Raw genomic sequence first — 23,250 nt, forward strand, 5'->3', positions numbered from 1 at the left:
TGAAGCGGGCATAAAGGAATCCGTCAACAGCGGTGGCTTGTGACACACGGGGACTGTGGGGCGGTTCACGGACGGTTCACAAGAACCGCACCCGGAAGGCCCTGGACTACTCCACCTTCTCGCGCTCCATCTCCTGTGCGATCTCCTCCGGTTCGCGCCCCGGCGTGGGGAGATCGAACTTGGCGATCGCGAAGCGGAACACCGCGTAATAAACGATCGCGAACGCGAAGCCGATCGGAATGATCAGCCACGGCCGGGTCGCCAGCCCCCAGTTGATCACGTAGTCGATCAGCCCTGCCGAGAAGCTGAACCCGTCGTGCACGCCGAGGCCCCACGTCACCGCCATCGACACCCCGGTGAGCAGCGCGTGCACAGCGTAGAGCGCGGGGGCGATGAAGAGGAAGGAGTACTCGATCGGCTCGGTCACACCCGTCACGAAGGACGTCAGAGCCACCGACAGCATCATTCCCCCGACCATCTTCCGGTTCTCCGGCCGGGCCGTGTGCGCGATCGCCAGCGCCGCCGCGGGCAGGGCGAACATCATGATGGGGAAGAAGCCCGAGGTGAACTGCCCGGCCGTCGGGTCGCCGGCCAGGAAGCGGTTGATGTCGCCGTGCACCACGGTCCCGTCCGGCTTGGTGAACGAGCCGAACTGGAACCACATGAACGTGTTCAGGAACTGGTGCAGCCCCACCACCAGCAGCGCCCGGTTCGCGACGCCGAAGATGCCCGAGCCCGTCGGCCCCAGGTCGGTCAGCCAGCGGCTGAAGCTCGTCAGCCCGTCGCCGACCGGCGGCCAGACGAAGAGGCAGACGACGGCGAAGACCAGCGCCACGAACGACATCATGATCGGGACGAGCCGGCGGCCGTTGAAGAAGCCCAGCCAGTCCACCAGCCGCACCCGGTGGAAGCGCACCCAGAACCAGGCGCTCAGCAGGCCGATCACGATGCCGCCGAAGACCCCGGGGTTCTGGAAGGTCGCGAGCGTCGCCGCGCCCGTCCCGGTCACGCACACCCCGCTCCACAGCCCGGCACCGGAGAACGTCGTGGTCCGCGGGCAGTCCTCGGGGAACTGGTGGAGGACGGAGAAGTAGACGAGGAAGGCCACCACCGCGGCGAGCGCCGTCGAGCCGTCCGCCTTCTTCGCCATGCCGATGGCCACGCCCACGCAGAACAGCAGCGGCAGTCCGAGGGAGGAGTCCAGCAGCGCGCCGCCCGCGCCGGCGAAGACCTTCGCCACGTCCGTCCAGCCCAGGCCGTCCTTGCCGAAGACGTCCGGCTGCCCCAGCCGGTTGAGGATCCCGGCGGCCGGGAGGACCGCGATCGGCAGCTGGAGGCTGCGGCCCATCTTCTGCAGGCCCTGCAGAAGCCCCTGCAGGCGCTTGCGCTGCCGTCCCGCCGCGGCCTCCGCGCTCATCTTGCGTCCTCCCGACTGGCATACTGGTGTAGACCACTTAGGGGTGCGGTTCGGTCCTCCGGAGCGCAGGGCCCGGTGGCCGCCATCATTCGTCAGATGGCGGGCAAACGCCCACGTAATTGCTCTGAACGTGGTCTACCGTGTGAAAGCCGGTCGGCGGGACCGCCGAGGGCCGAGACAACAGGAGTGCACATGGCCACCAAGGCTGAGAAGATCGTCGCCGGGCTCGGCGGGATCGGCAACATCGAGGAGATCGAGGGCTGCATCACCCGTCTCCGCACCGAGGTCGTGGACCCCGCGCTCGTCGACGAGGCCGCGCTCAAGGCCGCCGGCGCCCACGGCGTCGTGAAGATGGGCACCGCGATCCAGGTCGTCATCGGCACCGACGCCGACCCGATCGCCGCCGACATCGAGGACATGATGTGAGCCGCTGAGCTCCTGCGGAAGGGCCCCGGATCCGGAACGGAACGGGGCCCTTCGGCTTGCCTATAGGCTCATGAGCATGTCTCGCATCGACGGCCGCACGCCCGACCAGCTCCGCCCCGTGACCATCCAGCGCGGCTGGAGCAAGCACGCCGAGGGCTCCGTCCTCGTCTCCTTCGGCGACACCAAGGTCTTCTGCACCGCAAGCGTCACCGAGGGCGTCCCCCGCTGGCGCAAGGGCAGCGGCGAGGGCTGGGTCACCGCGGAGTACGCGATGCTGCCGCGCGCCACCAACACCCGCGGCGACCGCGAGTCCGTCCGCGGCAAGATCGGCGGCCGCACCCACGAGATCTCCCGCCTCATCGGCCGTTCCCTGCGCGCCGTCATCGACTACAAGGCCCTCGGCGAGAACACCATCGTCCTCGACTGCGACGTCCTCCAGGCCGACGGCGGCACCCGCACCGCCGCCATCACCGGCGCCTACGTGGCCCTCGCCGACGCCGTCGCCTGGGCCCAGAAGAAGAAGCTGGTCAAGCACGGCCGCCACCCGCTCACCGGCACCGTCTCCGCCGTCAGCGTCGGCATCGTCGACGGCGTCCCCCTCCTCGACCTCTGCTACGAGGAGGACGTCCGCGCCGAGACCGACATGAACGTCGTCTGCACCGGCGACGGCCGCTTCGTCGAGGTCCAGGGCACCGCCGAGGCCCAGCCCTTCGACCGCGCCGAGCTCGACTCTCTCCTCGACCTCGCCGTCAAGGGCTGCGCCGGGCTGACCGAGGCACAGCGCGACGCCCTGGAGCGGACGCTGTAGCTACCATTCGTGGGGGTACGGCAGCCAGCTCGTACCCCACGAAGCACAGGGCAACGAAGCCCATCGGAGGGGAACCGTCCCATGGCCTCGCGCCGCCACCGCACCGCCGCCGCCGCGGCACTCGCCGCCGTCCTCGCCGTACCCGCCGTCTCCGGGTGTTCCCAGGCGGCGAAGGCGGTGGACTGCGCCTCCCTCGCCGAGGACCTCGGCGGTGACGTCGACGACCTCCGCGGCGCGATCCGCGACGACTCCAAGGACCCGCAGGCGGCCCAGGAGTTCATCGACAGGATCAACCGGGATCTGGGCAAGGTCACCAAGCAGACCGAGACCGAGGGCGACTCCGACGTCAAGGACGCGACCGTCGAACTGACCGTCGCCGTGGACGACATCCAGGACAGCATCGGCGACGGCGAGCGCCCCGACGTGAGCCACCTGACCAAGGCGGCGGACTCCCTGACCAAGGCCTGCGCGGCGGGCTGACCGATGCCTGCGCGGCGGGCGGCCGGGGCGCCCGTGAATAATCGGGCCCCATGAACCGCCTGATCCTCGCCACCCGCAACGCCGGAAAGATCGTCGAGCTGCGCCGGATCCTCGCGGACGCCGCGCTCGACGTCGAACTCGTCGGCACGGACGCCTACCCCGAGATCCCGGACGTCAAGGAGACGGGCGTCACCTTCGCCGAGAACGCCCTCCTCAAGGCGCACGCCCTCGCCCGCGCCACCGGCCTGCCGGCCGTGGCCGACGACTCCGGCCTGTGCGTGGACGTCCTGGGCGGCGCGCCCGGCATCTTCTCCGCCCGCTGGTCCGGCCGCCACGGCGACGACAGGGCCAACCTGGAGCTGCTCCTGGCCCAGCTCTCCGACATCGCGGACGAGCACCGGACCGCCCACTTCTTCTGCGCCGCCGCCCTGGCCCTCCCCGACGGCACGGAGCGCGTCGTCGAGGGCCGCCTGCGCGGCACCCTCCGCCACGAGCCGTCGGGAACCGGCGGCTTCGGCTACGACCCGATCCTCCAGCCGCTCGGCGAGGTGCGCACCTGCGCGGAGCTGACGGCGGCGGAGAAGAACGCGATCAGCCATCGGGGCGAGGCGTTCCGGGGGTTGGTGCCGGTGGTGCGGGAGTTGTTGGGCTGAGCCGCTTCGGCTTCTTCCGGACAGAGAAACGGCCTGCGCATCGCACTTTCGATTCGCAGGCCGTTTGTGTGCGGCGGAAGGGATTCGAACCCTCAAGCCGTTTCACCGGCCACAGATCCTAAGTCTGCTGCGTCGCCACTGCGCCACCGCCGCTAGCCGCCAGCCATGATACTGGGCTGGCGGCTGGAAGGGGCAACGGGACGGGTCACACCTCGATCGACCGCTTCCGTCGGCGATTCCGGCACCAGGTGTCCGTCAAGGCGTGGCAGTTGGGGCAGAGGTAGCGGAGGTTCTCCGAACGGTTGTCGAGCCAGTCGCCGTTGACGTGGTCGATCTGCAAGGTGATCCGCTTGCCGAGCCATGTGCCCTCGTTGCCGCACGAAGCGCACTGGTAGGGGCGGCCGACCTCGCCGAGTGCCCGATGGAGCCGTTCGCGGTTCACGCGCGGTGAGCCTTGCGGGGAGATGCGGAGCACCTGCTCGGCGATGCGCCTCGGTTCGGCGGTGCGGACGGGACCCCAGGTTTTCCGCTTGAAGTGGGATGTATCCAGGTCGAGTTGCAAGCACCGCCGACGCACGCGCCTATGGTTCGTATCGTTCACCGGCAGTCCAAGCGTGCGCATCACGTCGGCGAAGCTGGTCGCCTTGGCCGCAGCGTCCCGCAGGCGATCCTCGGGCAGGGCGAGGCGTGCGTTACGGAAGTGGCTGGTGTCGGTACCCGACTCCCTGAGCATGCGGGCGAGAACCGCACGGGAACGGCCGTTGTCCGGGACTCCGAGGTGGCGCGCCGCATCCCTGATGCTGGTTGCCGAGGCGGCAGCGGCCTTCAGCTCTTGAAGCATGATCGGCAAATCGAACTGAGGACGGCTCAGTCCGGGGAAGTGGCTCACGTCGATGCCTGCGGCGTCGATTCTGCGCCGGATGTGCGAGAGTGCTCCTGTCGTCGGCCTTGCCCTCAGCTTCTGCGCCACCTCGCACAGGGTTGTGGACGTGGCTACGGCGGCGGCCATGCCCTCATCGGTGTACCTGTGCCAAGGGCTCCGACGCTTGAAGTGGCTGGTGTCGATGCCGTGGGCGGCGGCCTTTTCCTGGAGCACTCGGCGTCTGCCGCCGCTCGCCTTCATGCCCAGCCTGCGCATGAGATCTGCCCAACTGGTTGAGGCCGCAGCGGCGGAAGCCAGAGTATTGCGGTCGTAGGGGTCAGCCATGCGCTCGGTCCTCTGCCCGAGTCGCGTAGCTCCCAGGCCCTGATGGCGCACCTAGCATAAGCCGGACCTGCGGTCGCTGTTCCCTCCCGACGAAATGGGAGGTGTCGATGCCGAGCGCGGCGCCCCTCCGCCCGATGTGGGCCTGGTTGCCGCCGACGGGATTGATGCCGAGGCGGCGGACGACCTCCTTCATGCTTGTGGACAGGGCGACGGCCGCACGCAGCGCCTCCTCCGTGTGCCGCACCCGCGCAGTTGTGAAGTGCGCGGTGTCGATGCCGGGTGCCGTCATGCGGTCACGGACGTACCGTCTGCTCCCCGCTGTCGGCTCGGTGCCGCAGTGGCGGACCACCTCGTCGTACGACGAGCAGGTCCGCGCGGCCTCGACGAGCGCCTGACAGGTGTACTTGACCGGCACGATTTCCCTCCCGTGCCGCGCGTCGGCGGAACCCGGGCACGGCCGTGACGGCCGTACCCCGTTCCCGCCCGTGTCGCGGCGGTCCGTTGCTGGGTACGGCCGCCCTCCTGGCGGCCTCGCGTGGAGCAACGGGCGTACTCGTGAACGAGTTACGGCCCTCGCGTGTGCGACGCGTCACACATGAACCCCGATCGCCAACCGCGTGTCCCCTTGAGGGAACGCGCCCGCTGATTTCCCCGTCCCTCACAGCGGAGGACAACGCGCAGCGAACCGAGGAAGAGAGCCCGATGACCGACCGTGCCGTAACCCGTCGTCGGCGGGCCAGCGTGCGCACCCTTCTGGTGATATTCGGAGGGGTGACCGTGCTGCTGCTCGGCGGACTGTGGGTGGGACGCGGGGTGGACCGGGCGAGCGCGGTGTCCGACGCCCCGAAGACGGAGAAGGCACAGAAGGAGCGGGCCGACCGGTCGGCGGCCGTGGAGGTCGGCGGGACCGGTGAGCTGCCGGGCGTGCGGGACTGCGGGTACGGCGAGCCGCTGCGGGAGCCGAAGATCATCACGCTGACCTGTGCCACCGGCGCCACGGTGGCCAGTGACATCGAATGGGACGAGTACTCCACGGACCGTGCCGAGGGGTACGGCGTCGTGCAGGTGTCGAGCGGGGCCAACGGCTCGGCGCGCACCTCGTTCCCCGCCCGGCTGACGCTCTCCGCGCCGCGGACGGTGGACGGGATGACGGCGTTCACCTCCCTGGAGGTGGCGTACACCGGCCTGACCCCGGCCGGGAAGACGACGGAGACGTACTCGATCGCGTGATGGGCATGGGTATCCGCGGCCGGATCGCGCTCGCGATCTCCTCCGTCACCGCGCTGGCCGTCGTGGTGCTGGGGCTGGCCGTCCACCACATCTCCGGCCTGGAGCGGGAACAGCAGGCCCGGGCGCAGCAGGACAGCCAGCTGAGCTCGGCGCTGCAGCTCTACCAGCGGGAGGGGCAGCTGTCGCTGGGCGCGCAGCTGGACGACGCGAAGCTGCCGGCACCGCTGGCGAAGGCGGTGGCCCAGGGGCGTTCGGGGACGTACATCAGCGGCGGGAGCGATCCCCGGGTGTGGGCGGCGACGGGGGTCGGCGCCGGCAAGGTGCTGTCGATCCAGGCGTCCTACCCCAAGCGCGACCCGCTGCAACGGGCTCTGGACTGGGCCCTGTTGGTGGCGGGCTCGGGGACCGTGGTGCTGATGGCGGTCGTGGGGTGGTTCGTGGCGCAGGGCCTGTCGCGGCGGCTGCGGCACAGCGCCGCCGAGGCGCGGCGGATCGCCGCGGGGGAGAAGCCCGCGCCGGGCGGTTCCGGGCCGGGACCGGCCGGCCGTGACGAGGTGGCGGAGCTGGAGCGCTCGGTGCGGGCGATGGCCACCGCGCTGGCGGCCCGGGTGGAGGCGGAACGCGAGTTCACCGCGGACGTGGCGCACGAGCTGCGGACGCCGGTGGCCGGCCTGGTGGCGTCGGCGGAGCTGCTGCCGCACCCGCGGGCGGTGGAGATGGTGCAGGAGCGGGCGCAGACGCTGCGGGCGCTGGTGGAGGACCTGCTGGAGGTGTCCCGGCTGGACGCCGGGGTGGAGAGCGCGCAGCTGGACGCGGTGGAGCTGCCGTCGCTGGTGCGCGGGATCGTCAAGCGGGCGCGCGGCCAGCGCGGGGTGCACGACGTGGCCGTGGAGGTCGTCGGCGAGGGCCGGATCGTCGCGACGGACGCCCGCCGGGTGGAGCGGATCCTGGTGAACGTCCTGGCCAACGCGGCCAAGCACGGGAAGCCGCCGATCGAGGTGCGGGTGGAGGGCACCCGGATCGTGGTCCGGGACCACGGTTCGGGCTATCCGCCGGAGCTGGTGAGCCAGGGCCCGCGGCGGTTCCGCACGGCTGCGCCGGAGCGCGGCACGGGGCACGGGCTGGGGCTGACGATCGCGGTGGGCCAGGCGGCGGTGCTGGGCGCGCGGCTGGAGTTCGGCTCGGCGGCGGGCGGGGGCGCGCAGGCCGTCCTCGACCTGCCGGAGACCGAGGACGGGCCGGGGGCCGAGGAGGCCGAGGACGGACCGGGGCCGCGCGTCGTCGGAGCCCCGGGTGCTTAGAGCCCCAGGTCCTTGATGATCTTCGCGACGTGGCCGGTGGCCTTGACGTTGTAGAGGGCGCGCTCGACCTTGCCCTCCTCGTCGACGATCACCGTGGAGCGGATGACGCCGGTGACGGTCTTGCCGTAGAGCTTCTTCTCTCCGAAGGCGCCGTACGCCTCCAGGACCTTCTTCTCGGGGTCGCCGACGAGGGTGACCTCGAGCTCCTCCTTCTCGCGGAACTTCGCGAGCTTCTCGGGCTTGTCCGGGGAGACGCCGATCACGTCGTAGCCGTGCCCGGCGAGGAAGTCGAGGTTGTCGGTGAAGTCGCAGGCCTGCTTGGTGCAGCCGGGGGTCAGCGCGGCCGGGTAGAAGTAGACGATGACCTTGCGGCCCTTGCGGTCGGCGAGGGAGACCGGCCGGCCGTCGGCGTCGGGGAGGGTGAAGTCGGGGGCGGTGTCGCCGGGCGACAGACGCGTGCTCATGGCTCTCCTCAGGGGTGGTCGCTGGTGCGCGTGGTGCGGGGCCCGAGCCCAGGTGTGTTCTGTGGGGCGGTGCGGATCCTGCGACGCCGGCACGGCACCTCCCAGCGGTAGCCGGGGGAGCACCGCAAGGCGGGGTATCACCCGCGTACCGGGCGCCGCAGGACCCGTACCGCGCCGTCGGACACACCCTAGCCAGCGCGCCGGGCGGGGGTGCCGTGGGGCGTCGTGCCGGAGGAGCTGACAGACTGTTGTCATCACTCGTAAATCACTCTGATGAGACGACGGAGGCAGCGCGGTGCCGGAAGCCAGGACCCCTGCGCAGATCGAGGCGGACATCGCCCGCAGGCGCAGCGAGCTCGCCACGACGCTGGACGAGATCGGGGTGCGGATGCATCCGAGCACGATCATCGGTGACGCGAAGGCGAAGGTGGCCTCGAAGGTGGATCACACCGCGGGCCGGGCCTGTGCGTTCGCGAACCGGGTCATCGCCGATGTGCGGTCGCAGTTCATGACGGACGAGGGCGTGCCCCGGCTGGAGCGGATCGTCCCGGCGGCGATGCTGGCCGTGGGCGTGGTGGGGCTGCTGACGGTCTCGTCCAAGCGTCACAAGGCGTAACGGGCCGGCGCCGGTACCTGCGGCGCCGCGGACCCGCCCGGCCGGGTAACGTCGTGGCGTGAGTACGAACACGACCCACGACAAGCTGCCCATCCGGATGCTCCACGACCGGGTGCTGGTGCGGACCGACATTCCCGAGGGCGAGCGCCGGTCCACCGGCGGCATCGTCATCCCGGCGACGGCGGCGGTGGGCCGCCGGCTGGCCTGGGCCGAGGTCGTCGCGGTCGGGCAGAGCGTGCGCACGGTCGAGCCCGGCGACCGGGTCCTCTACGACCCGGAGGACCGCGCCGAGGTGGAGGTCCGGGGCGTGGCGTACGTGCTGATGCGCGAGCGGGACCTGCACGCGGTGGCCGCGGAGCGGCTGGAGGGCTCGGAGGACTCGACGGGCCTCTACCTGTAGCGGGACCTGCAGGGACCCTGCAGGGACCTGTAGCGGGTAGCCTGGTCGTATCCCGACGAGACGCGCCGTACCGGGTCAGGACAAGACGACGCACCCCTGAAGCGAATCACTTCCGGAGGTGCCGTCCGTCATGGCATGGGTTCTGTTGATCGTCGCCGGCCTGCTCGAGGTCGGCTGGTCGATCGGGATGAAATACACCGAGGGCTTCACGCGGCTGTGGCCGAGCGTGTTCACGGTCGCGGGCATCGTGGCCAGCATGATCCTGCTGTCGCAGGCGGCCCGTTCGCTGCCGATCGGCACGGCGTACGGCGTGTGGGTCGGTATCGGGGCGGCGGGAGCGGCCGTGCTCGGCATGTGCGTACTGGGCGAGCCGGCGACGGCGGCGCGGATCTTCTTCGTGGTGCTGTTGTTGGTGGCGGTGGTGGGTTTGAAGGCGACGTCGGGTCATTGAGGGGTTTGCCCCGGTCCCGCCCTTTCACCGTTTCTTCCGGGCTCCGCCCGGGCCTGGCACGGCGCTTCGCGGGGTCCGGGGCGGAGCCCCGAAGCGGGGCGCGGGGGCGCAGCCCCGCAAAGGGGGCCAGAGGCGAAGCCCCGGCAGGGGTGCAGGGGGCGGAGCCTCCGCCCGCCCGGGCCGAGCGCGGGCCCCCAGGGTGCAGGGGCGCAGCCCCGCTCACCGCGCGAAGCGCCGTGCCAGGCCCGGGCGGAGCCCGGAAGAAACGGTGAAAGGGCGGGGCGGGGCAGAATCCCCCACCCCACCCCCGCCCTCAGTAGTCGTACCCGAGCAGATCGTGATGCTCCCCGCCCCGCCCCTCCCGCCCCGGATTCGGGCCGAGCGTGATGATCGGGAGCGACGGCGGGCCCGTCGGGGGCCCGGTCGGCGGGGCCGGCGGCGCCGTCGGCGGCAGGGGCGGCGCGAACGACGACGTCGGCGGCCGCCGCGGCGGCTCGGACGTCGTCGGCGGAGCGGACGTGACCGGCGGCGGCGCCGACGTCACGGGCGGCTCCGGCGGCGGCGTCCCCGCCCCCTCCTGCAGCTCCAGGTCGAAGTCCCGCGCCGGCGTCCCCTCCAGCGCGTCCGCCGTGTACTCGGCCCAGATCCGCGCCGGGTAGCCGCCCCCGTTGATGCGCGGCAGCCCCGTCGCCCCGTAGAGCGACTTCTGCTCCCCGCTGTCGGAGTCCTGCCCCATGACCGCCACCACGGTCGCCAGATCGGGCGTGTACCCGGCGAACCAGGCGGCCTTGTCCTCCTCCGCCGTGCCCGTCTTGCCGGCCGACGGCCGCCCGGAGTTGCGGGCGGCGGCCCCGGTGCCGCCGGGGCTGTCGACGACGCTCTGCAGGATGGACGTGGTGGTGTCCGCCGCGTCCCGCGGCACGGTCTGCTTCTTCTCGTTGCGGTTCGGCAGCTGGAGGTTCTCGCCGCCCTTGCTGGCCTTCTCGACGAGGGTGTACGGCCCGTGCCGGCCGTGGTTGGCGAGCGTGGCGTACGCCTGGGTCATGTCCAGGACGCTCGCCGTGGCCGGGCCGAGCGCGATGGACGGCGAGGCGGTCAGGTCGGGGGTCTTCTCGGGGACGCCGAGGGAGACGGCCGTGGCCTTGACCTTGCCGGGGCCGACGTCCTGGGCCATCTGCGCGTACACGGCGTTGACCGACAGGTCCGTCGCCTTGGTGACGGTGATGGGCCCGTAGCTGCGGTCGTCCTCGTTGGCGGGGTTGTAGCCGACGGGCCCGTCCGGCCCGATGACCTGCCGTTTGTTGGTGCCGTCGTAGATCGTGTTGGGGGTGATCGGCCGGCCCGACTGCGTGGTGGAGCCGTGCTGCACGGCCGAGGTGAAGACGAAGGGCTTGAAGGTCGAACCGACCTGGTAGTCGCGGCGGGTGGCGTTGTTGACGTACTGCTTGGTGTAGTCGATGCCGCCGTAGAGGGCGACGACCTTCCCCGTCCTCGGTTCGACGGAGGCGCCGCCGGCGCGGACATAGGAGTCGACCTTCCGGGAGTCGCTGAGCTCGTCCATCAGCTCGGACTTCACGGCCTTGACGAAGGCGTCCTGCTTCTTGCGGTCGATGGTCGTGGTGATCCGGTAGCCGCCGGCGGCCAGGGTCTGCTCATCGATGATCTTGTTATTGGTGAGGTAGTCCTTGACCGCCTCGACGAGGTAGCCGCGCTGGCCCGACATGCCCAGCCGCGGCCTGGACTTGCCGGGCGCCGGGAACTTCAGGGAGGCGCGCTCGGCGGGGCTGAGCCAGCCCTTCTTGACCATGCCGTCGAGGACGTAGTTCCAGCGGGCCATGGCCCGCGGCTTGTTCTCGGGGTGGGTCCCGACGTCGTACGCGCTCGGCGCGTTGAGCAACGTCGCGAGGTAGGCGCCCTGCGCGGTGTCGATCTTGTCGGAGTCCTTGCCGTAATACGCCTGGGACGCGGCCTGGATCCCGTAGGCGTTGCGGCCGAAGTAGCTGGTGTTGAGGTAGCCCTCCAGGATGTCGTCCTTGCTGGACTCGCGGTCCAGCTTGATGGCGATGAAGAACTCCTTCACCTTGCGGCTGATGGTCTGTTCCTGGCCGAGGTAGTAGTTCTTGACGTACTGCTGGGTGATCGTGGAGCCGGACTGCTTGCCCTTGCCGGTGACGGTGTTCCACGCCGCGCGGACCATCGCCTCGGGGTTGACGGCCGACTCCGAGTAGAAGTCCCGGTCCTCGGCGGCGAGCACCGCGTGCTGGACGTTCTTGGGGATGCGGCTGAGCGGCACGCTCTCCCGGTTGACCTCGCCGTCGCGGGCGAGCTGGCTCCCGTCCGCGTAGAGGAAGACGTTGCTCTCCGCGGTCGCGGCCTTGTTGGCCGCCGGGATGTTGACCAGGGTGTAGCCCGCGATGAGGCCGCCCGCGACGAGGAGCACGACCAGGACGAACGCCCCGAGCACCATGCGCCACGTCGGCAACAGCCGACGCCATCCGGTGCGCTTGCGGGGGCGGGCGGCCTCGCCTCTCGGCGCCCAGCGCGGCGGCGGGCCGGCAGCCCGGTCACGGGCCCGTTGCTGTGACTGCTCGTTCATCTTTCCTGGAACTCCTCGGCCCGTTGCCGGGGTTGGCCGCGGCGCAGCGGTGTCGTGGTCGTGTCAGGCGGTCCTCGCACCCGGGGAAACGCTGCCGAGCGCGCCCCGGAAGCACTGTCGCATCACGCGTCCCGGCCGGAGGGGTCCAGCGCACCCCGTGCGGTGCGGTGGGGCCGTTCGGGTGAGGCCGACCACACCGGGGGGTGACAAATGCGTGGCTCCGGACTGGGACGTACGGCTACGCTCCTGCGTTTCGGGTGACGGCCCGGCCGGGCGGCGGACTAACAAGGTTCAACGAGCCGAGGGGGGACGGGATGCGGCTGTACGCCGCGGTCGCGGTGAGCGGCTTCCGCCGGTATGCGACGTACCGGATCGCGACCGCCGCCGGTGTCTTCACCAACACGGTCTTCGGCTTCGTCCTCGCCTATACGTTCATCGCGTTGTGGCACGAACGCCCGCACCTGGGCGGCTACGACCGGGCGCAGGCGCTGACGTTCGTCTGGGTCAGCCAGGCGCTGCTGGCGACGGTCTCGCTGCTCGGGGGCGGATTCCAGGAGGAGTTGCAGGAGCGGGTCCGCAACGGGGACATCGCCGTCGACCTCTACCGCCCCGCCGACCTGCAACTGTGGTGGCTGGCGGCGGACCTGGGCCGGGCCGGTTTCCAGCTGCTGGGCCGGGGGGTGGTGCCGCTGGTCGCGGGCGCGCTCTGCTTCGAACTGGCGCTGCCCGCCGACCCCTTGCGGTGGCTGCTGTTCCTGTGCGCGGTGCTGCTGGCCGTCGTCGTCGCCTTCGCCGTGCACTACCTGGTGGGGTTGTGCGCGTTCTGGCTGCTGGACGGGGCGGGTGTGGCGGTGGCCAGTCAGCTGCTGTGCCTGTTCTTCTCCGGCTCGCTGCTGCCGTTGAACGTCTTTCCGGGTCTCTTCGGCGAGGTGGCCCGGGCGCTGCCGTGGGCGGCGATGCTCCAGGTGCCGGTGGACGTGCTGCTCGGCCGGCACGCCGGGCCGGGCGCGGCGGGCGCGCTGGCCTTCCAGGCGGGGTGGGCGGTGCTCCTGCTGGCCCTGGGGCGGCTGATGCAGGCGAGGGCCACACGGAAGGTGGTGGTCCAGGGTGGGTGAGTGGTCGGCCGAGCGGTGGGCCGAGCGGTGGGCGCACGCCCTGCGGTCGTACGGTCTGATCGCCGCGATGTGGGTGCGCTCGACGATGGCGTACCGGCTGTCCTTCGCCCTGACGGCGCTGGGCAACTTCGCCGTGAGCGCGCTGGACTTCGTCGCCATCCTGCTGATGTTCTCGCACATCGACGCGCTGGGCGGCTTCACCCTCCCGGAGGTCGCGCTGCTCTACGGGTCGACCTGCACCTCCTTCGGGCTGGCCGACCTGCTGCTGGGCAACGCGGACCGTGTGGGGCGGCGGGTGCGCGACGGCACGTTCGACCAGTTCCTCGTCCGTCCGGTGCCGGTGTTCGTCCAGGTGGCGGCCGACCGGTTCGCGCTGCGCCGCGTCGGGCGGATCGGTCAGGGGGCGGTGGTGCTGGGGTGGGGCGTGGCGCGGGTGGATGTGGAGTGGACGCCGGGGCGGGTGCTGTTCGCGGTGGTGATGGTGGTGACCGGGGCGGTGATCTTCGCCGCGGTCTTCCTGGCCGGCGCGGCCTTCCAGTTCTGGGCGTCCGACGCCTCCGAGGTGTCGAACTCCTTCACGTTCGGCGGCTGCACGCTGCTGCAGTACCCGCCGACGGTCTTCGCGAAGGAGCTGGTGCGCGGGGCGACCTTCGTCGTCCCCCTCGCCTTCGTCAACTGGCTGCCAGCGCTGTGGCTGCTGGGCCGCGACGACCCGCTGCACCTGCCCGGGTGGGTGGCGTTCTGCGGACCGGCGGTCGCCCTGCTGCTGCTCGCGCTCTCGGGACTGGCGTGGCGGGCGGGACTCAGGAGCTATCGGAGCACGGGGAGTTGAGGAATGACACTGATCGAACTCACCGATGTGGAGAAGGTGTTCGAGGTCCGGCGGCGGGCGGGGCTGCTGCGCCGGGAGCGACGCGAGGTGCGGGCCGTGGACGGCATCAGCTTCCGGGTGCCGCGCGGTGAGATGGTCGGGTACATCGGCCCCAACGGCGCGGGCAAGTCCACGACGATCAAGATGCTCACGGGCATCCTGGTGCCCAGCCGGGGCCGGCTGAGGGTCGCCGGCATCGACCCGTCGCGCGACCGCACGCGCCTCGCCCGGCGCATCGGCGTGGTCTTCGGCCAGCGCACGACCCTGTGGTGGGACCTGCCGCTGCGCGACTCGTACGGCCTGGTGCGCCGCATGTACCGGATCCCCGATGCCCGTTACCGCGCCAACCTGGAGCGCTGCGTCGAACTCCTGGACCTGGCACAGCTGCTGGACGTCCCGGTCCGCCAGCTCTCGCTCGGCCAGCGCATGCGCGGCGACATCGCGGCGGCGCTGCTGCACGACCCCGAGGTGCTCTACCTCGACGAGCCGACGATCGGGCTGGACGTGGTGAGCAAGGCGAAGGTGCGCGGCTTCCTGCGCGACGTCAACGCCGAGCGCGGCACGACCGTCCTGCTCACCACGCACGACCTGACGGACATCGAGCAGCTGTGCCGCCGGGTGATGGTCATCGACCACGGACGGCTCGTCTACGACGGCGCGTTGGAGGGCCTGCACACGGTGGGGGAGAGCGAGCGGATGCTCGTGGTGGACCTGGAACGGGAGTTGCCGCCGATACGGGACGTGCCCGGGGCGCGGGTGGTACGGGTGGAGGGCCCGCGGCAGTGGCTGGCCTTCCCGGCCGGCGGGTCGGCGGCACCGGTGGTGGCGGCGGTGGCGGAGCGGTACCCGCTGGTGGACCTGTCGGTGCGGGAGCCGGACATCGAGCAGGTGATTGCTCGGTTGTACGGGGGGAGGGGCGGGGGGTAGGGGGCGAAGCCCCGCAGGGGGCCAGGGGGTGAGGCCCCCGTGGGGGTGCAGGGGCGAAGCCCCGGTGGGGTGCAGGGGGCGAGGCCTCCATGGGGGTGCAGGGGGTGAGCTCCCGAAGCGGGGGCCAAGGGCCAGGCCCCGCACCGGGGTCCAGGGGGCGGAGCCCCCGGCGGGGTGCAGGGGCGGGGCCCCGCTCATCCGCGCGGAGCGCGGGCCCGGCGCGACCCGCGCCGCCACACCCCCGCCCCGCGGGTGGTGAAGGGGCGCAGCCCCTGCGGAAACGGTGAAAGGGCGGGGCTGGGGATCCTCCCTCCGGCACGACCCCGGGCGCACCCTCACAAACCCGCCACCACCCCACCCCTCCCCAGCACCCCCACATCCACCGCCCCCGCCATCCGCCGGTACCCCGCGTCGTTCGGATGCAGCCGGTCCCCGCTGTCGTACGCCGGCAGCAACCGCTGCGGGTCCGCCGGATCCCGCAGCACCCGGTCGAAGTCCACCACCGCGTCGAACACCCGCCCCGCCCGGATCTCCGCGTTCACCGCCAGCCGCACCGTCTCCTGCCGGGGCACGACCCCGAGGTGCCCGCCGAACGGGGTCAGCGTCGCGCCGACGACCGTCAGCCCGCGCTCGTGCGCCCGCGCCACCAGCTGGTGCAGCCCGGCGAGGATCCGCCGCGGGTCCAACTGCTGCGGCCGCCGCAGGATGTCGTTGACGCCGAGCTCGACCACGACGGCCCGTACGCCCGTACGGTCCAGCACGTCGCGGTCGAAGCGGTCCAGCGCGCCGGGGTTGTTCGCCGGGGCCCGGCCGCGGTTGCTCAGCAGGATGCGGTTGCCGCTGATGCCGGTGTTGAGCACTCCGTAGCGCGGAGCGCCGCGTTCCGTGCGCAGCCGGGCCGCGAGGTGGTCGGTCCACCGCTGGTTGGCGCCGGCGGTCGAGGTGACGCCGTCCGTGATGGAGTCGCCGATCGCGACGACCGCGCCCGCCGCTTGGGTGCCCCAGACGTCGACGGCGGTGACGTACCGCCAGTACGCGGTCCGGGTCGCGTACCGCGCCCCGCCGGCGTCCTCCGTCCGGTCCCCCCGGGCCAGCCAGGACAGCTGCCGGGCGTGCGGGTGCAGCGTCACCGGGCCGGAGGGGGCCGCCGAGTACAGCGTGACCAGCAGGTCGGACGCGGGGGCGACGGGCAGCGGCACGGGATCGCTGAAGGCGGCCCGCCCGGCGGGCACGACCGCGGCGGTCCGGCCGCCGAAGGTCAGCCGGCGCATGGAGCCGGGCACCGCCGCGGCCGTGCCCGGCCCGGCGGAGACGGCGATCGAGGCGTGGGCGATGTGCAGCGGCCGGTTGCCGAAGAGGTTGGAGAGCTGGACGCGGGCCCCGGTGCCGCCGACGCTGGTGTGGATCACGTTGCGGATGGACGTGCCGGCCAGCCCGTTCCGTCCGGTGCGCGGCTCGGCCGCGGCCGGGGCGGCCGCCCAGGTGCCCGTCCACGAACCGGCGGAGGCCGGCGCCGCCTCCGGCGTCCGGCCGGGCGCGGCGGCCCGGTCGTCCTTGCCGCGCCCGCCCGCCGTCCCGAGGAGGACCGCGGCGGAGACCAGCGTCACGACGGCGGCCAGCGCGGCGACCGCGGCGAGCACGGTGCCGCGGGACGACGGGGGACTGGTCATCGCTGGGTCTCCTGGGACGGACGGCGGAGGGCGCCGGGAGGGGCCGCACGGGTGCCCTCACGGAACGATCACCGGGTTTCATGATTCCACGGGGCGCCGGGGAAGGTCCGGACGGCCGGAGCACCGGGGAACCGGAGCACCGGGGAAGACGGGGGGAACTTCGGGGACGTTCCCCGAGTCGTCCGTAGGGGGCCCGCGGAGACAATGGCTTTCCCGAACGAGAGGGGACAGCGTGAACGGGTGGTACGGATGAGGCAGCTCGACTCCGAGGATGTGGCCGCCTTCACCTACAGCGAGGCGGACGCCCTCAAGCGCCGTGGCGTGCGCCGGATGAAGGCCATCGCCACCGGGCTCCTCGTCGCCGTCGCCCTCGTCTACGCGCTCGCCAAATGGGCGCAGTCGGCCGGCGCGGGCCCCTGGGCGGGCTACGTGGCGGCCGCCGCCGAGGCGGGCATGGTCGGCGCGCTCGCCGACTGGTTCGCGGTCACCGCGCTCTTCCGCCGCCCGATGGGCCTGCCCATCCCGCACACGGCGATCATCCCCACCAAGAAGGACCAGCTCGGCCAGAGCCTCGGCGAGTTCGTGGGGGAGAACTTCCTCTCCTCCGACGTGGTGCGGCGCCGGCTGCGCGCCGTCGGCATCGGCTCCCGCCTCGGTGCCTGGCTGGCGGAGCCCGAGCACGCCGACCGGGTGACGGCCGAACTCGCGACCGCGCTGCGCGGCGCCCTGCGGGTGCTGCGCGACGCGGACGTCCAGGCCGTGGTCGGCGAGGCGATCACCCGCCGCGCGGACGCGCAGGAGGTCGCGCCGGGCCTGGGCCGGATGCTGGAGCGCATCGTCACCGACGGCGGCCACCGCAAGGTCGTGGACCTGGTGTGCGTCCGGGCCCGCGACTGGCTCGTCACGCACGGGGACTCGGTGATGCAGGCCGTCTCCGGTGGCGCCCCCGGCTGGACGCCGCGCTTCGTGGACCGCAAGGTCGGTGAGCGCGTCTACAAGGAGCTGCTGCGCTTCGTCACCGAGATGCGTGACATGCCCGACCACCCGGCGCGCGGCGCGGTGGACCGCTTCCTGGCGGACTTCGCGCGCGACCTCCGGTCCGACCCCGACACCCGCGCCCGCGTGGAGCGCCTGAAGTCGGAGGTCCTGGGACGCGGCGAGGTGCAGGACCTGATCGCCTCGGCGTGGGCCTCCGTCCGGGCGATGGTCGTGGCCGCCGCCGAGGACGAACGCAGCGAACTGCGCGTCCGCGCCCGCGCCGCGATCCTCTCGCTGGGCGCCCGCATGTCCTCGGACGAGAAGCTCCGGGCGAAGGTGGACGGCTGGCTGGAGGACGCGGCCGTCCACGTGGTGACGACGTACCGGGACGAGATCACGTCCCTGATCACCGAGACGGTGGCGAGCTGGGACGCGGAACAGACCTCCCGCAAGATCGAGGCCCACATCGGCCGGGACCTCCAGTTCATCCGCATCAACGGCACGGTGGTGGGCGCGCTGGCGGGCCTGCTGATCTATACGGCGTCGAGGATGGTGGGGGCGTGACGGAACCCGTTCCGGCCCGTCTGGGGGTTGCCCCCTCCGGGGAGTTCGAGGACGAGCGGCGGAGCCGCGATGTGAGCCGGTCCGGCGTTTGAGGACGACCGCGCGGAGCGCGGTTGCGGGGGAGCCCCCGCGCAGAGGGCGTGGTCCGGGCCGGGCCGAACCAGCCCGTCCGGGGGTCGCCCCCTCCGGGGAGTTCGAGGACATCGCCCGGAGGGCGATGCGAGTGGCGCGAGGGCGCACCCCCCGCCACGGGGTCCAGGGGCGGAGCCCTGGTGGGGGCGCAGAGGGCGGAGCCCCCGCCCTCCGCGTGGCGGAGCCGCGCCCACGGGTCCGGGGCCCCGCCCCGGGAAACGGTGAAAGGGCGGGGCGGGGAGAAAGAGGCCCCCCACCCGCAACCTAGGGTTGCCCCCGTGCAGAAACGTCCCGCCCTCCTCTGGCTCCTGGCCCCCTACGCCCTCTACCTGGGAGCCCTCCCCCTCGTGGACCGTGTCCACCCCACCGTCCTCGGCCTCCCCTTCCTCTTCTTCTGGCTCCTGCTGGCCACCCTCCTCACCCCGGTGGCCGTCCTCCTGGCACGGCGGGCCGACCGCAAACGAGGCCGGGCATGAGCGGCGACTCCACCGTCGCGACGACCGTCTTCGCGACGTTCATGCTCCTCACCGTCGCCCTCGGCCTCCTCGCCGTCCGGGGCAGGGGCGCCGGCGGCGGCATCACCGAGTGGTCCGTCGGCGGCCGCAGCCTCGGCACGGTGATGATCTGGGTGCTGATGGCCGGCGAGGGCTACACCAGCTTCAGCTACCTCGGCGCGGCCGGCTGGGGCTACAACTTCGGCGCCCCCGTCCTCTACGTCATCGCCTACCTCTCCTGCGGCTACGCGATCGGCTACGTCGTCGGCCCGACCCTGTGGTCGTACGCCCGCGAGCACGGCCTCGTCTCGATCACCGACATGGTCGCCCACCGCTACGGCCGCCCCTGGCTCGGCGCCGTCGTCGCGATCCTCGCCACCGTCTGCCTGCTGCCCTACATCCAGCTCCAGATCACCGGCATGGGCGTCGTCGTCTCGACCATCTCCTACGGCGCGATCAGCCTCGACTGGGCCTATTTCATCGCCTTCGCCGTCACCACGGCCTTCGTCGTGGTCAGCGGACTGCGCGGCAGCGCCTGGGTCTCCGTCCTCAAGGACGTGCTCGTCATCGGCACGCTCGCGTTCCTCGCGATCTACGTCCCGGCGCACTACTTCGACGGCTACGGCCCCTTCCTCGACCGGCTGGTGGCCGAGAAGCCCGAGTGGCTCACCCTCAGCGGGCACGGCGGCAGCGGCCTGGGCGGCACCTGGTTCGCGACGACGAGCTTCCTCAACTCGCTCACCGTCGTCATCTTCCCGACCACCGTGGCCGGTTACCTCGGCGCCCGCAACGCCGAGGCCCTGCGGCGCAACGCCGTCCTGCTGCCGTTCTACAACGTGCTGCTGTTCGTGCCCATGCTGCTCGGCATGGCCGCCCTCTTCGTCGTCCCCGGCCTGACCGGCGCCGGCTCCAACCTGGCCCTGTTCAAGCTGGTCGTGGACTCGCTCCCGGCCTGGCTGGTCGGCCTCGTCGGCGTGGCCGCCGCGCTGTCGTCCATCGTCCCCATGGCCGTGTTCATGCTGGTCATCGGCACGATGTGGGGCAAGAGCGTGCTCGGCCTCATCCCCGCGCTGGACGGGCGCCCACGGCGGCAGCGGTTCGCGGCGCAGACCGTGGTGGTCGCGGCCGGCACGCTGGCCCTGGCCCTGACGTACGCCGCGCCCAACACGCTCGTCCGGCTCTCCCTCATCTCCTACGAGGGCATGGCCCAGCTCGTCCCCATGATCCTTCTCGGTCTGGTGTGGCGGAAGTTGACCCTGTGGGGTGCGCTGAGCGGCCTCGTCGTGGGCGGCGCGCTGGTCTGCGCGCTGGTCTTCACCGAGCACGACCCGCTGTGGGGCGTGAACGCGGGCGCGCTGGCCCTCGGCGTGAACCTCGTGGTCGCGCTCGCGGTGTCCTGGCTGGGCCCGAAACCGGCGGACGACCGGCCGGACGCCGAGGTGCTGGCGAGCGATCCGCACCCGGAACCGCACCCGGAGGGCGCGGCTGTCAGTGGCGGCGTCTAGTATCGGGAACGACTGAACGAATCAAACGCGAGCGCGCCGAGGGGGGAGCATGATCAACCGCGTCGTACGGACGCACGTCGCCGTGCTCCTCGCCGTCCTCTCCGAACTCCTGCTCGTCGAGAGCGGCTTGCTGAGCCTGCTCGCCGGCGCGGTCGCCGTCGCCTCGACGGCGACCGTGGGAGCGGCGCTGACGCTGTGCGCGACGCTCGCCTCCGCCGTCCGCACGGGCCCGCTCCCCCCGACGCGCATACGCACCGCGATACGCGACAGGGAGCTGCGCACCGCCTTCCTCGCCCAGCGCGATCCCGACGGGCGGGGCCGTCGACGGCCCCGGGCACCCGGTCGTCCCCTCCCGACGGCCGCGTAGGCGCTCTCCTTCTCCACCGAGCTGCGTCGCGGCTCGTCACGCCGATACCGCATTCCGGCACGACGAGACCCGTGGAGGGCTCAACCATGTCCTTTTTCGCACCCCTTGGCGCGCTCCTCTCCTCACTGGCAGACGCGCTCGACCCCGTCTTCGGCGCCTCGGCGACGGCCGCGGCCATCGTGGTCCTCACCCTGTGCGTACGGCTCGCCCTGCACCCCCTCGCCCGGTCCGCCGCCCGCGGCGAGCGGGCCAGGTCCGCGCTCGCGCCCCAACTGGCCGAGCTGCGCCGCAAGCACGGGAAGAACCCCGAGAAGCTGCAGCGCGCCACGGTCGAGCTCCACAAGAAGGCGGGCGTGTCCCCCGTGGCGGGCTGCCTGCCCACGCTCGCCCAACTGCCCGTCTTCTACGTGATGTACCACCTGTTCTCCACCGGATCCGGCGGCGACCTGCTCGACCACACCCTGCTCGGCGCCCCGCTCGGCGACCGCTGGGCCGACGCGCTCGGATCCGGCGGCCCGCTGGGGGCCCACGGCCTCGTCTATCTCGGTCTGTTCGCGATCGTCGCGGCCGTCGCCACCTGGACGTACCGGCGCGCCCGCAAGGCGGCCGCCGCGGCCCCCGCACCGGCCGCGGGTGATACGCAGCCGCCGGGTATGGCGGCAATGGCCCGGATCACCCCGCTGCTGTCCTTCGGCACGCTGATCACGGTCGCGGTCGTGCCGCTCGCGGCAGGGCTGTACGTGGTGACGACGACACTGTGGTCGGCGGTGGAACGCGCGTACCTCCACCGCGCTCCGGCCGAACTCCGGGGAGACGAGCGGGTTTCTGTCCCGTCCTGACCGTTCGAGCATGGGTCGGACGCCGTCCATAGACCGAAACGGCCCTTGCCGATCGCCCCTCGGTTCTTGGAGGATCAATCAGTTGTGCCGACATTCCGGAGGGTGGTTGTACCGATGAAGCTGCTCCGAGTCGGCCCGGCGGGGGCGGAACGTCCGGCACTGCTGGACGGGGAGGGCGCCCTGCGCGACCTCTCCTCGATCGTCCCCGACGTGGACGGCGCCCTCTTCGGCGACGCGTCCGTCCTCGACCGCGTACGGGCCGCCGTCGGCGCCCGCATCCTGCCCCGGCTCGACCCGGTGGGCCTGCGCGTCGGCCCGCCGGTCGCCCGGATCGGCAAGATCGTCTGCGTGGGCCTCAACTACCACGGCCACGTGGCGGAGCTGGGCGCCCGGACGCCCGCCGAACCCGCCCTCTTCCTCAAGGCGCCGGACACCGTCGTCGGCCCGGACGACACCGTGCTCATCCCGCCCGGCAGCCGCAAGACCGACTGGGAGGCCGAGCTCGCCGTCGTCCTCGGCCGCACGGCGCGCCGCCTGGAGACCGACGAGGACGCCCTCGCCTGCGTCGCCGGCTACACGATCAGCAACGACGTCTCCGAACGCGCGTACCAGCTCGAACGCGGCGGTCAGTGGGACAAGGGCAAGAACTGCGAGACGTTCAACCCCCTCGGCCCCTGGCTCGTCACCGCCGACGAGGTCCCCGACCCCCAGGCGCTCGCCATCCGCACCCGGGTCAACGGCGAGCCGGTGCAGGACTCCAGCACCGCCGACCAGATCTTCACTGTTGTTCATCTCGTGCGCTACATCAGCCAGTTCATGACCCTCTACCCTGGTGACGTCATCAACACCGGCACCCCGGCGGGCGTCGCCCTCGGCAGACCCGAGCCCAAGCCCTACCTCCGCTCCGGCGACCTCGTCGAACTCGAGATCGAGGGCCTGGGCGGTCAGCGGCAGCAGTTCAAGGACGGGTAACCGGGCGCTCGCGCACCGGCGGAGCGGTGCGTTCGGGGGAACGGGCGCGTGTGCTGCCCGAGGGGGTCGGTTCCCGTGTGCTTATTTTCGGACATGCGGCACAGTATTCGCCGGGCCCGTCTCAGGGCCCGCCCCATGGCCAGAGCGACCCTGGCCGCGACCGCGACGGTCCTCGTGACGACGGTCAGCGGCGCGCTGCTGCTCTGCGCCTTCACGGCGTCGGGCGCCCCGGACGGACGTGCCGCGGCGCGTTGCGCGGCGGGCGCGCCGGGGGCGTGCGTCGGCGGCGCGCCGGCCTCTTCCGACGCCGACCACGACGACTGGGCGTACGCCGCCCCCACGGCCCTTCCGACGGACCCGTCGGCGCGCGCCCGTTACCCGATCACCGTCGCGCCGCTGACGGCGGTCCGCTCGTCCGACGACGGCATCCCGCGTCACAGCGGCCCGCCGATGGACGGGAACATGGCCGTGGGCGGAGGGCTGGTGCTGCTGGGGTCGGGGCTGGCGCTGGGGGTGCTGTACCGGTCGCGGGTGGAGGGGTGACGCCCGCCTGTGGGGGGCGTCGAGGACGGCAGCGTGCTTGTGGACGACCGGACGTCCGACGAACGCGGGATTGGCCGGCCGCGTCGGCCGCGCCGTCACCGCTGACGGAATCGCGGCCGGACTTTCGGCCACCCGCTCCGCGCCCCCCGCTGCGCAGCTCGGCGACCCGTGCCCGTGTCCATGCCGCCGGACTGCGAAGCGGTACCAGGGTCCACCTGAGGAGC

The 23,250-nt window shown here is 72.2% G+C and carries 25 protein-coding genes, 1 tRNA gene and 1 riboswitch; of the genes, 19 read left to right on the plus strand and 7 right to left on the minus strand.

Annotated features, from left to right (window positions below; genetic code table 11):
* Positions 1–106: 106 nt before the first annotated feature.
* Positions 107–1,417, minus strand: coding sequence for a PTS transporter subunit EIIC (locus I5Q34_RS00770; protein ID WP_199890101.1), 1,311 nt, complete (start codon positions 1,415–1,417; stop codon positions 107–109).
* Between the two features lie 96 nt (positions 1,418–1,513).
* Between I5Q34_RS00770 and I5Q34_RS00775 the strand changes: the two genes are divergently transcribed.
* From I5Q34_RS00775 to rdgB, 4 genes are all read left to right on the plus strand, one after another.
* A complete protein-coding gene (locus I5Q34_RS00775) occupies positions 1,514–1,843 on the plus strand; it encodes a PTS glucose/sucrose transporter subunit IIB (protein ID WP_267911899.1) in 330 nt (109 codons plus the stop codon).
* A 76-nt stretch (positions 1,844–1,919) separates the two neighbouring features.
* Positions 1,920–2,651, plus strand: a complete 732-nt coding sequence (gene rph / locus I5Q34_RS00780) for a ribonuclease PH (RefSeq protein ID WP_199890103.1) — start codon at positions 1,920–1,922, stop codon at positions 2,649–2,651.
* Positions 2,652–2,732: 81 nt separating this feature from the next.
* A complete protein-coding gene (locus I5Q34_RS00785) occupies positions 2,733–3,131 on the plus strand; it encodes a hypothetical protein (RefSeq protein ID WP_199890104.1) in 399 nt (132 codons plus the stop codon).
* A 50-nt stretch (positions 3,132–3,181) separates the two neighbouring features.
* Positions 3,182–3,784: an RdgB/HAM1 family non-canonical purine NTP pyrophosphatase gene (gene rdgB / locus I5Q34_RS00790; RefSeq protein ID WP_199890105.1), complete on the plus strand. Its 603-nt coding sequence runs from the start codon at positions 3,182–3,184 to the stop codon at positions 3,782–3,784.
* A gap of 69 nt (positions 3,785–3,853) precedes the next feature.
* Here the strand turns inward: rdgB and I5Q34_RS00795 are convergent.
* The 3 genes from I5Q34_RS00795 to I5Q34_RS00805 form a co-directional block, all read right to left on the minus strand.
* A tRNA-Leu gene (locus I5Q34_RS00795) sits at positions 3,854–3,937 on the minus strand.
* A 52-nt stretch (positions 3,938–3,989) separates the two neighbouring features.
* Complete coding sequence (locus I5Q34_RS00800; RefSeq protein ID WP_199890106.1) at positions 3,990–4,991, minus strand: HNH endonuclease signature motif containing protein; 1,002 nt, start codon at positions 4,989–4,991, stop codon at positions 3,990–3,992.
* Positions 4,984–5,406, minus strand: a complete 423-nt coding sequence (locus I5Q34_RS00805) for a hypothetical protein (RefSeq protein ID WP_199890107.1) — start codon at positions 5,404–5,406, stop codon at positions 4,984–4,986. The genes I5Q34_RS00800 and I5Q34_RS00805 overlap by 8 nt, the downstream gene beginning before the upstream one ends.
* Positions 5,407–5,693: 287 nt before the next feature.
* Here I5Q34_RS00805 and I5Q34_RS00810 point away from each other — a divergent pair, with 287 nt between their 5' ends.
* Entirely contained in the window at positions 5,694–6,221 is a 528-nt protein-coding gene (locus I5Q34_RS00810) for a hypothetical protein (protein WP_199890108.1), read from the plus strand.
* A complete protein-coding gene (locus I5Q34_RS00815) occupies positions 6,221–7,522 on the plus strand; it encodes a sensor histidine kinase (RefSeq protein WP_374192946.1) in 1,302 nt (433 codons plus the stop codon). The genes I5Q34_RS00810 and I5Q34_RS00815 overlap by 1 nt, the downstream gene beginning before the upstream one ends.
* Here I5Q34_RS00815 and bcp read toward each other — a convergent pair.
* Positions 7,519–7,986 (minus strand): thioredoxin-dependent thiol peroxidase, encoded by a 468-nt coding sequence (gene bcp, locus I5Q34_RS00820; RefSeq protein WP_199890109.1) that lies wholly within the window; start codon positions 7,984–7,986, stop codon positions 7,519–7,521. The two genes, I5Q34_RS00815 and bcp, sit on opposite strands and share 4 nt — an antisense overlap.
* Before the next feature lie 295 nt (positions 7,987–8,281).
* On the opposite strand from bcp, the gene I5Q34_RS00825 reads away from it, so the two are divergent.
* From I5Q34_RS00825 to I5Q34_RS00835, 3 genes are all read left to right on the plus strand, one after another.
* Positions 8,282–8,602 carry a DUF3618 domain-containing protein gene (locus I5Q34_RS00825; protein ID WP_199890110.1) on the plus strand — a complete coding sequence of 107 codons (321 nt, stop codon included), beginning with the start codon at positions 8,282–8,284 and terminating at the stop codon, positions 8,600–8,602.
* A 97-nt stretch (positions 8,603–8,699) separates the two neighbouring features.
* Positions 8,700–9,002: a co-chaperone GroES gene (locus I5Q34_RS00830; protein ID WP_048831771.1), complete on the plus strand. Its 303-nt coding sequence runs from the start codon at positions 8,700–8,702 to the stop codon at positions 9,000–9,002.
* Positions 9,003–9,036: 34 nt separating this feature from the next.
* A riboswitch (guanidine-III (ykkC-III) riboswitch) is annotated at positions 9,037–9,097 on the plus strand.
* Between the two features lie 35 nt (positions 9,098–9,132).
* Positions 9,133–9,453, plus strand: coding sequence for a multidrug efflux SMR transporter (locus I5Q34_RS00835; protein ID WP_199890111.1), 321 nt, complete (start codon positions 9,133–9,135; stop codon positions 9,451–9,453).
* Positions 9,454–9,766: 313 nt separating this feature from the next.
* Here I5Q34_RS00835 and I5Q34_RS00840 read toward each other — a convergent pair whose 3' ends face one another.
* Positions 9,767–12,049, minus strand: coding sequence for a transglycosylase domain-containing protein (locus I5Q34_RS00840; protein ID WP_199890112.1), 2,283 nt, complete (start codon positions 12,047–12,049; stop codon positions 9,767–9,769).
* A 314-nt stretch (positions 12,050–12,363) separates the two neighbouring features.
* Here I5Q34_RS00840 and I5Q34_RS00845 point away from each other — a divergent pair, with 314 nt between their 5' ends.
* Genes I5Q34_RS00845 through I5Q34_RS00855 form a run of 3 tightly spaced genes read left to right on the plus strand, consistent with a single transcriptional unit; the run spans position 12,364 to position 14,962 of the window.
* On the plus strand, positions 12,364–13,164 hold the full coding sequence (locus I5Q34_RS00845) for an ABC-2 family transporter protein (protein ID WP_199890113.1): 801 nt from the start codon (positions 12,364–12,366) through the stop codon (positions 13,162–13,164).
* Entirely contained in the window at positions 13,157–13,996 is an 840-nt protein-coding gene (locus I5Q34_RS00850; RefSeq protein ID WP_277965278.1) for an ABC transporter permease, read from the plus strand. The genes I5Q34_RS00845 and I5Q34_RS00850 overlap by 8 nt, the downstream gene beginning before the upstream one ends.
* 3 nt (positions 13,997–13,999) lie before the next feature.
* Positions 14,000–14,962, plus strand: coding sequence for an ATP-binding cassette domain-containing protein (locus tag I5Q34_RS00855; RefSeq protein ID WP_199890114.1), 963 nt, complete (start codon positions 14,000–14,002; stop codon positions 14,960–14,962).
* Positions 14,963–15,297: 335 nt separating this feature from the next.
* Here I5Q34_RS00855 and I5Q34_RS00860 read toward each other — a convergent pair whose 3' ends face one another.
* A complete protein-coding gene (locus tag I5Q34_RS00860) occupies positions 15,298–16,632 on the minus strand; it encodes an SGNH/GDSL hydrolase family protein (RefSeq protein ID WP_199890115.1) in 1,335 nt (444 codons plus the stop codon).
* 249 nt (positions 16,633–16,881) lie between these two features.
* On the opposite strand from I5Q34_RS00860, the gene I5Q34_RS00865 reads away from it, so the two are divergent.
* The 7 genes from I5Q34_RS00865 (at position 16,882) to I5Q34_RS00895 (ending at position 23,026) form a co-directional block, all read left to right on the plus strand.
* Positions 16,882–18,174: a DUF445 domain-containing protein gene (locus I5Q34_RS00865; protein WP_234428228.1), complete on the plus strand. Its 1,293-nt coding sequence runs from the start codon at positions 16,882–16,884 to the stop codon at positions 18,172–18,174.
* A 410-nt stretch (positions 18,175–18,584) separates the two neighbouring features.
* The gene (locus tag I5Q34_RS00870; protein ID WP_199890117.1) at positions 18,585–18,782 is read left to right on the plus strand and encodes a DUF3311 domain-containing protein; all 198 of its coding nucleotides are present in this window, start codon (positions 18,585–18,587) and stop codon (positions 18,780–18,782) included.
* The gene (locus I5Q34_RS00875; protein WP_199890118.1) at positions 18,779–20,305 is read left to right on the plus strand and encodes a sodium:solute symporter; all 1,527 of its coding nucleotides are present in this window, start codon (positions 18,779–18,781) and stop codon (positions 20,303–20,305) included. Before I5Q34_RS00870 ends, I5Q34_RS00875 begins: the two co-directional genes overlap by 4 nt.
* Before the next feature lie 49 nt (positions 20,306–20,354).
* Positions 20,355–20,672 carry a DUF6412 domain-containing protein gene (locus I5Q34_RS00880; RefSeq protein ID WP_199890119.1) on the plus strand — a complete coding sequence of 106 codons (318 nt, stop codon included), beginning with the start codon at positions 20,355–20,357 and terminating at the stop codon, positions 20,670–20,672.
* Between the two features lie 86 nt (positions 20,673–20,758).
* A complete protein-coding gene (locus I5Q34_RS00885) occupies positions 20,759–21,511 on the plus strand; it encodes a YidC/Oxa1 family membrane protein insertase (protein ID WP_199890120.1) in 753 nt (250 codons plus the stop codon).
* Positions 21,512–21,625: 114 nt separating this feature from the next.
* Positions 21,626–22,483 (plus strand): fumarylacetoacetate hydrolase family protein, encoded by an 858-nt coding sequence (locus I5Q34_RS00890; RefSeq protein WP_199890121.1) that lies wholly within the window; start codon positions 21,626–21,628, stop codon positions 22,481–22,483.
* 135 nt (positions 22,484–22,618) lie between these two features.
* Complete coding sequence (locus tag I5Q34_RS00895; RefSeq protein WP_199890122.1) at positions 22,619–23,026, plus strand: hypothetical protein; 408 nt, start codon at positions 22,619–22,621, stop codon at positions 23,024–23,026.
* The last annotated feature ends 224 nt before the right edge of the window (positions 23,027–23,250 follow it).

This window comes from Streptomyces sp. AV19 (genome assembly GCF_015999245.1).
Classification (GTDB): Bacteria; Actinomycetota; Actinomycetes; order Streptomycetales; family Streptomycetaceae; genus Streptomyces.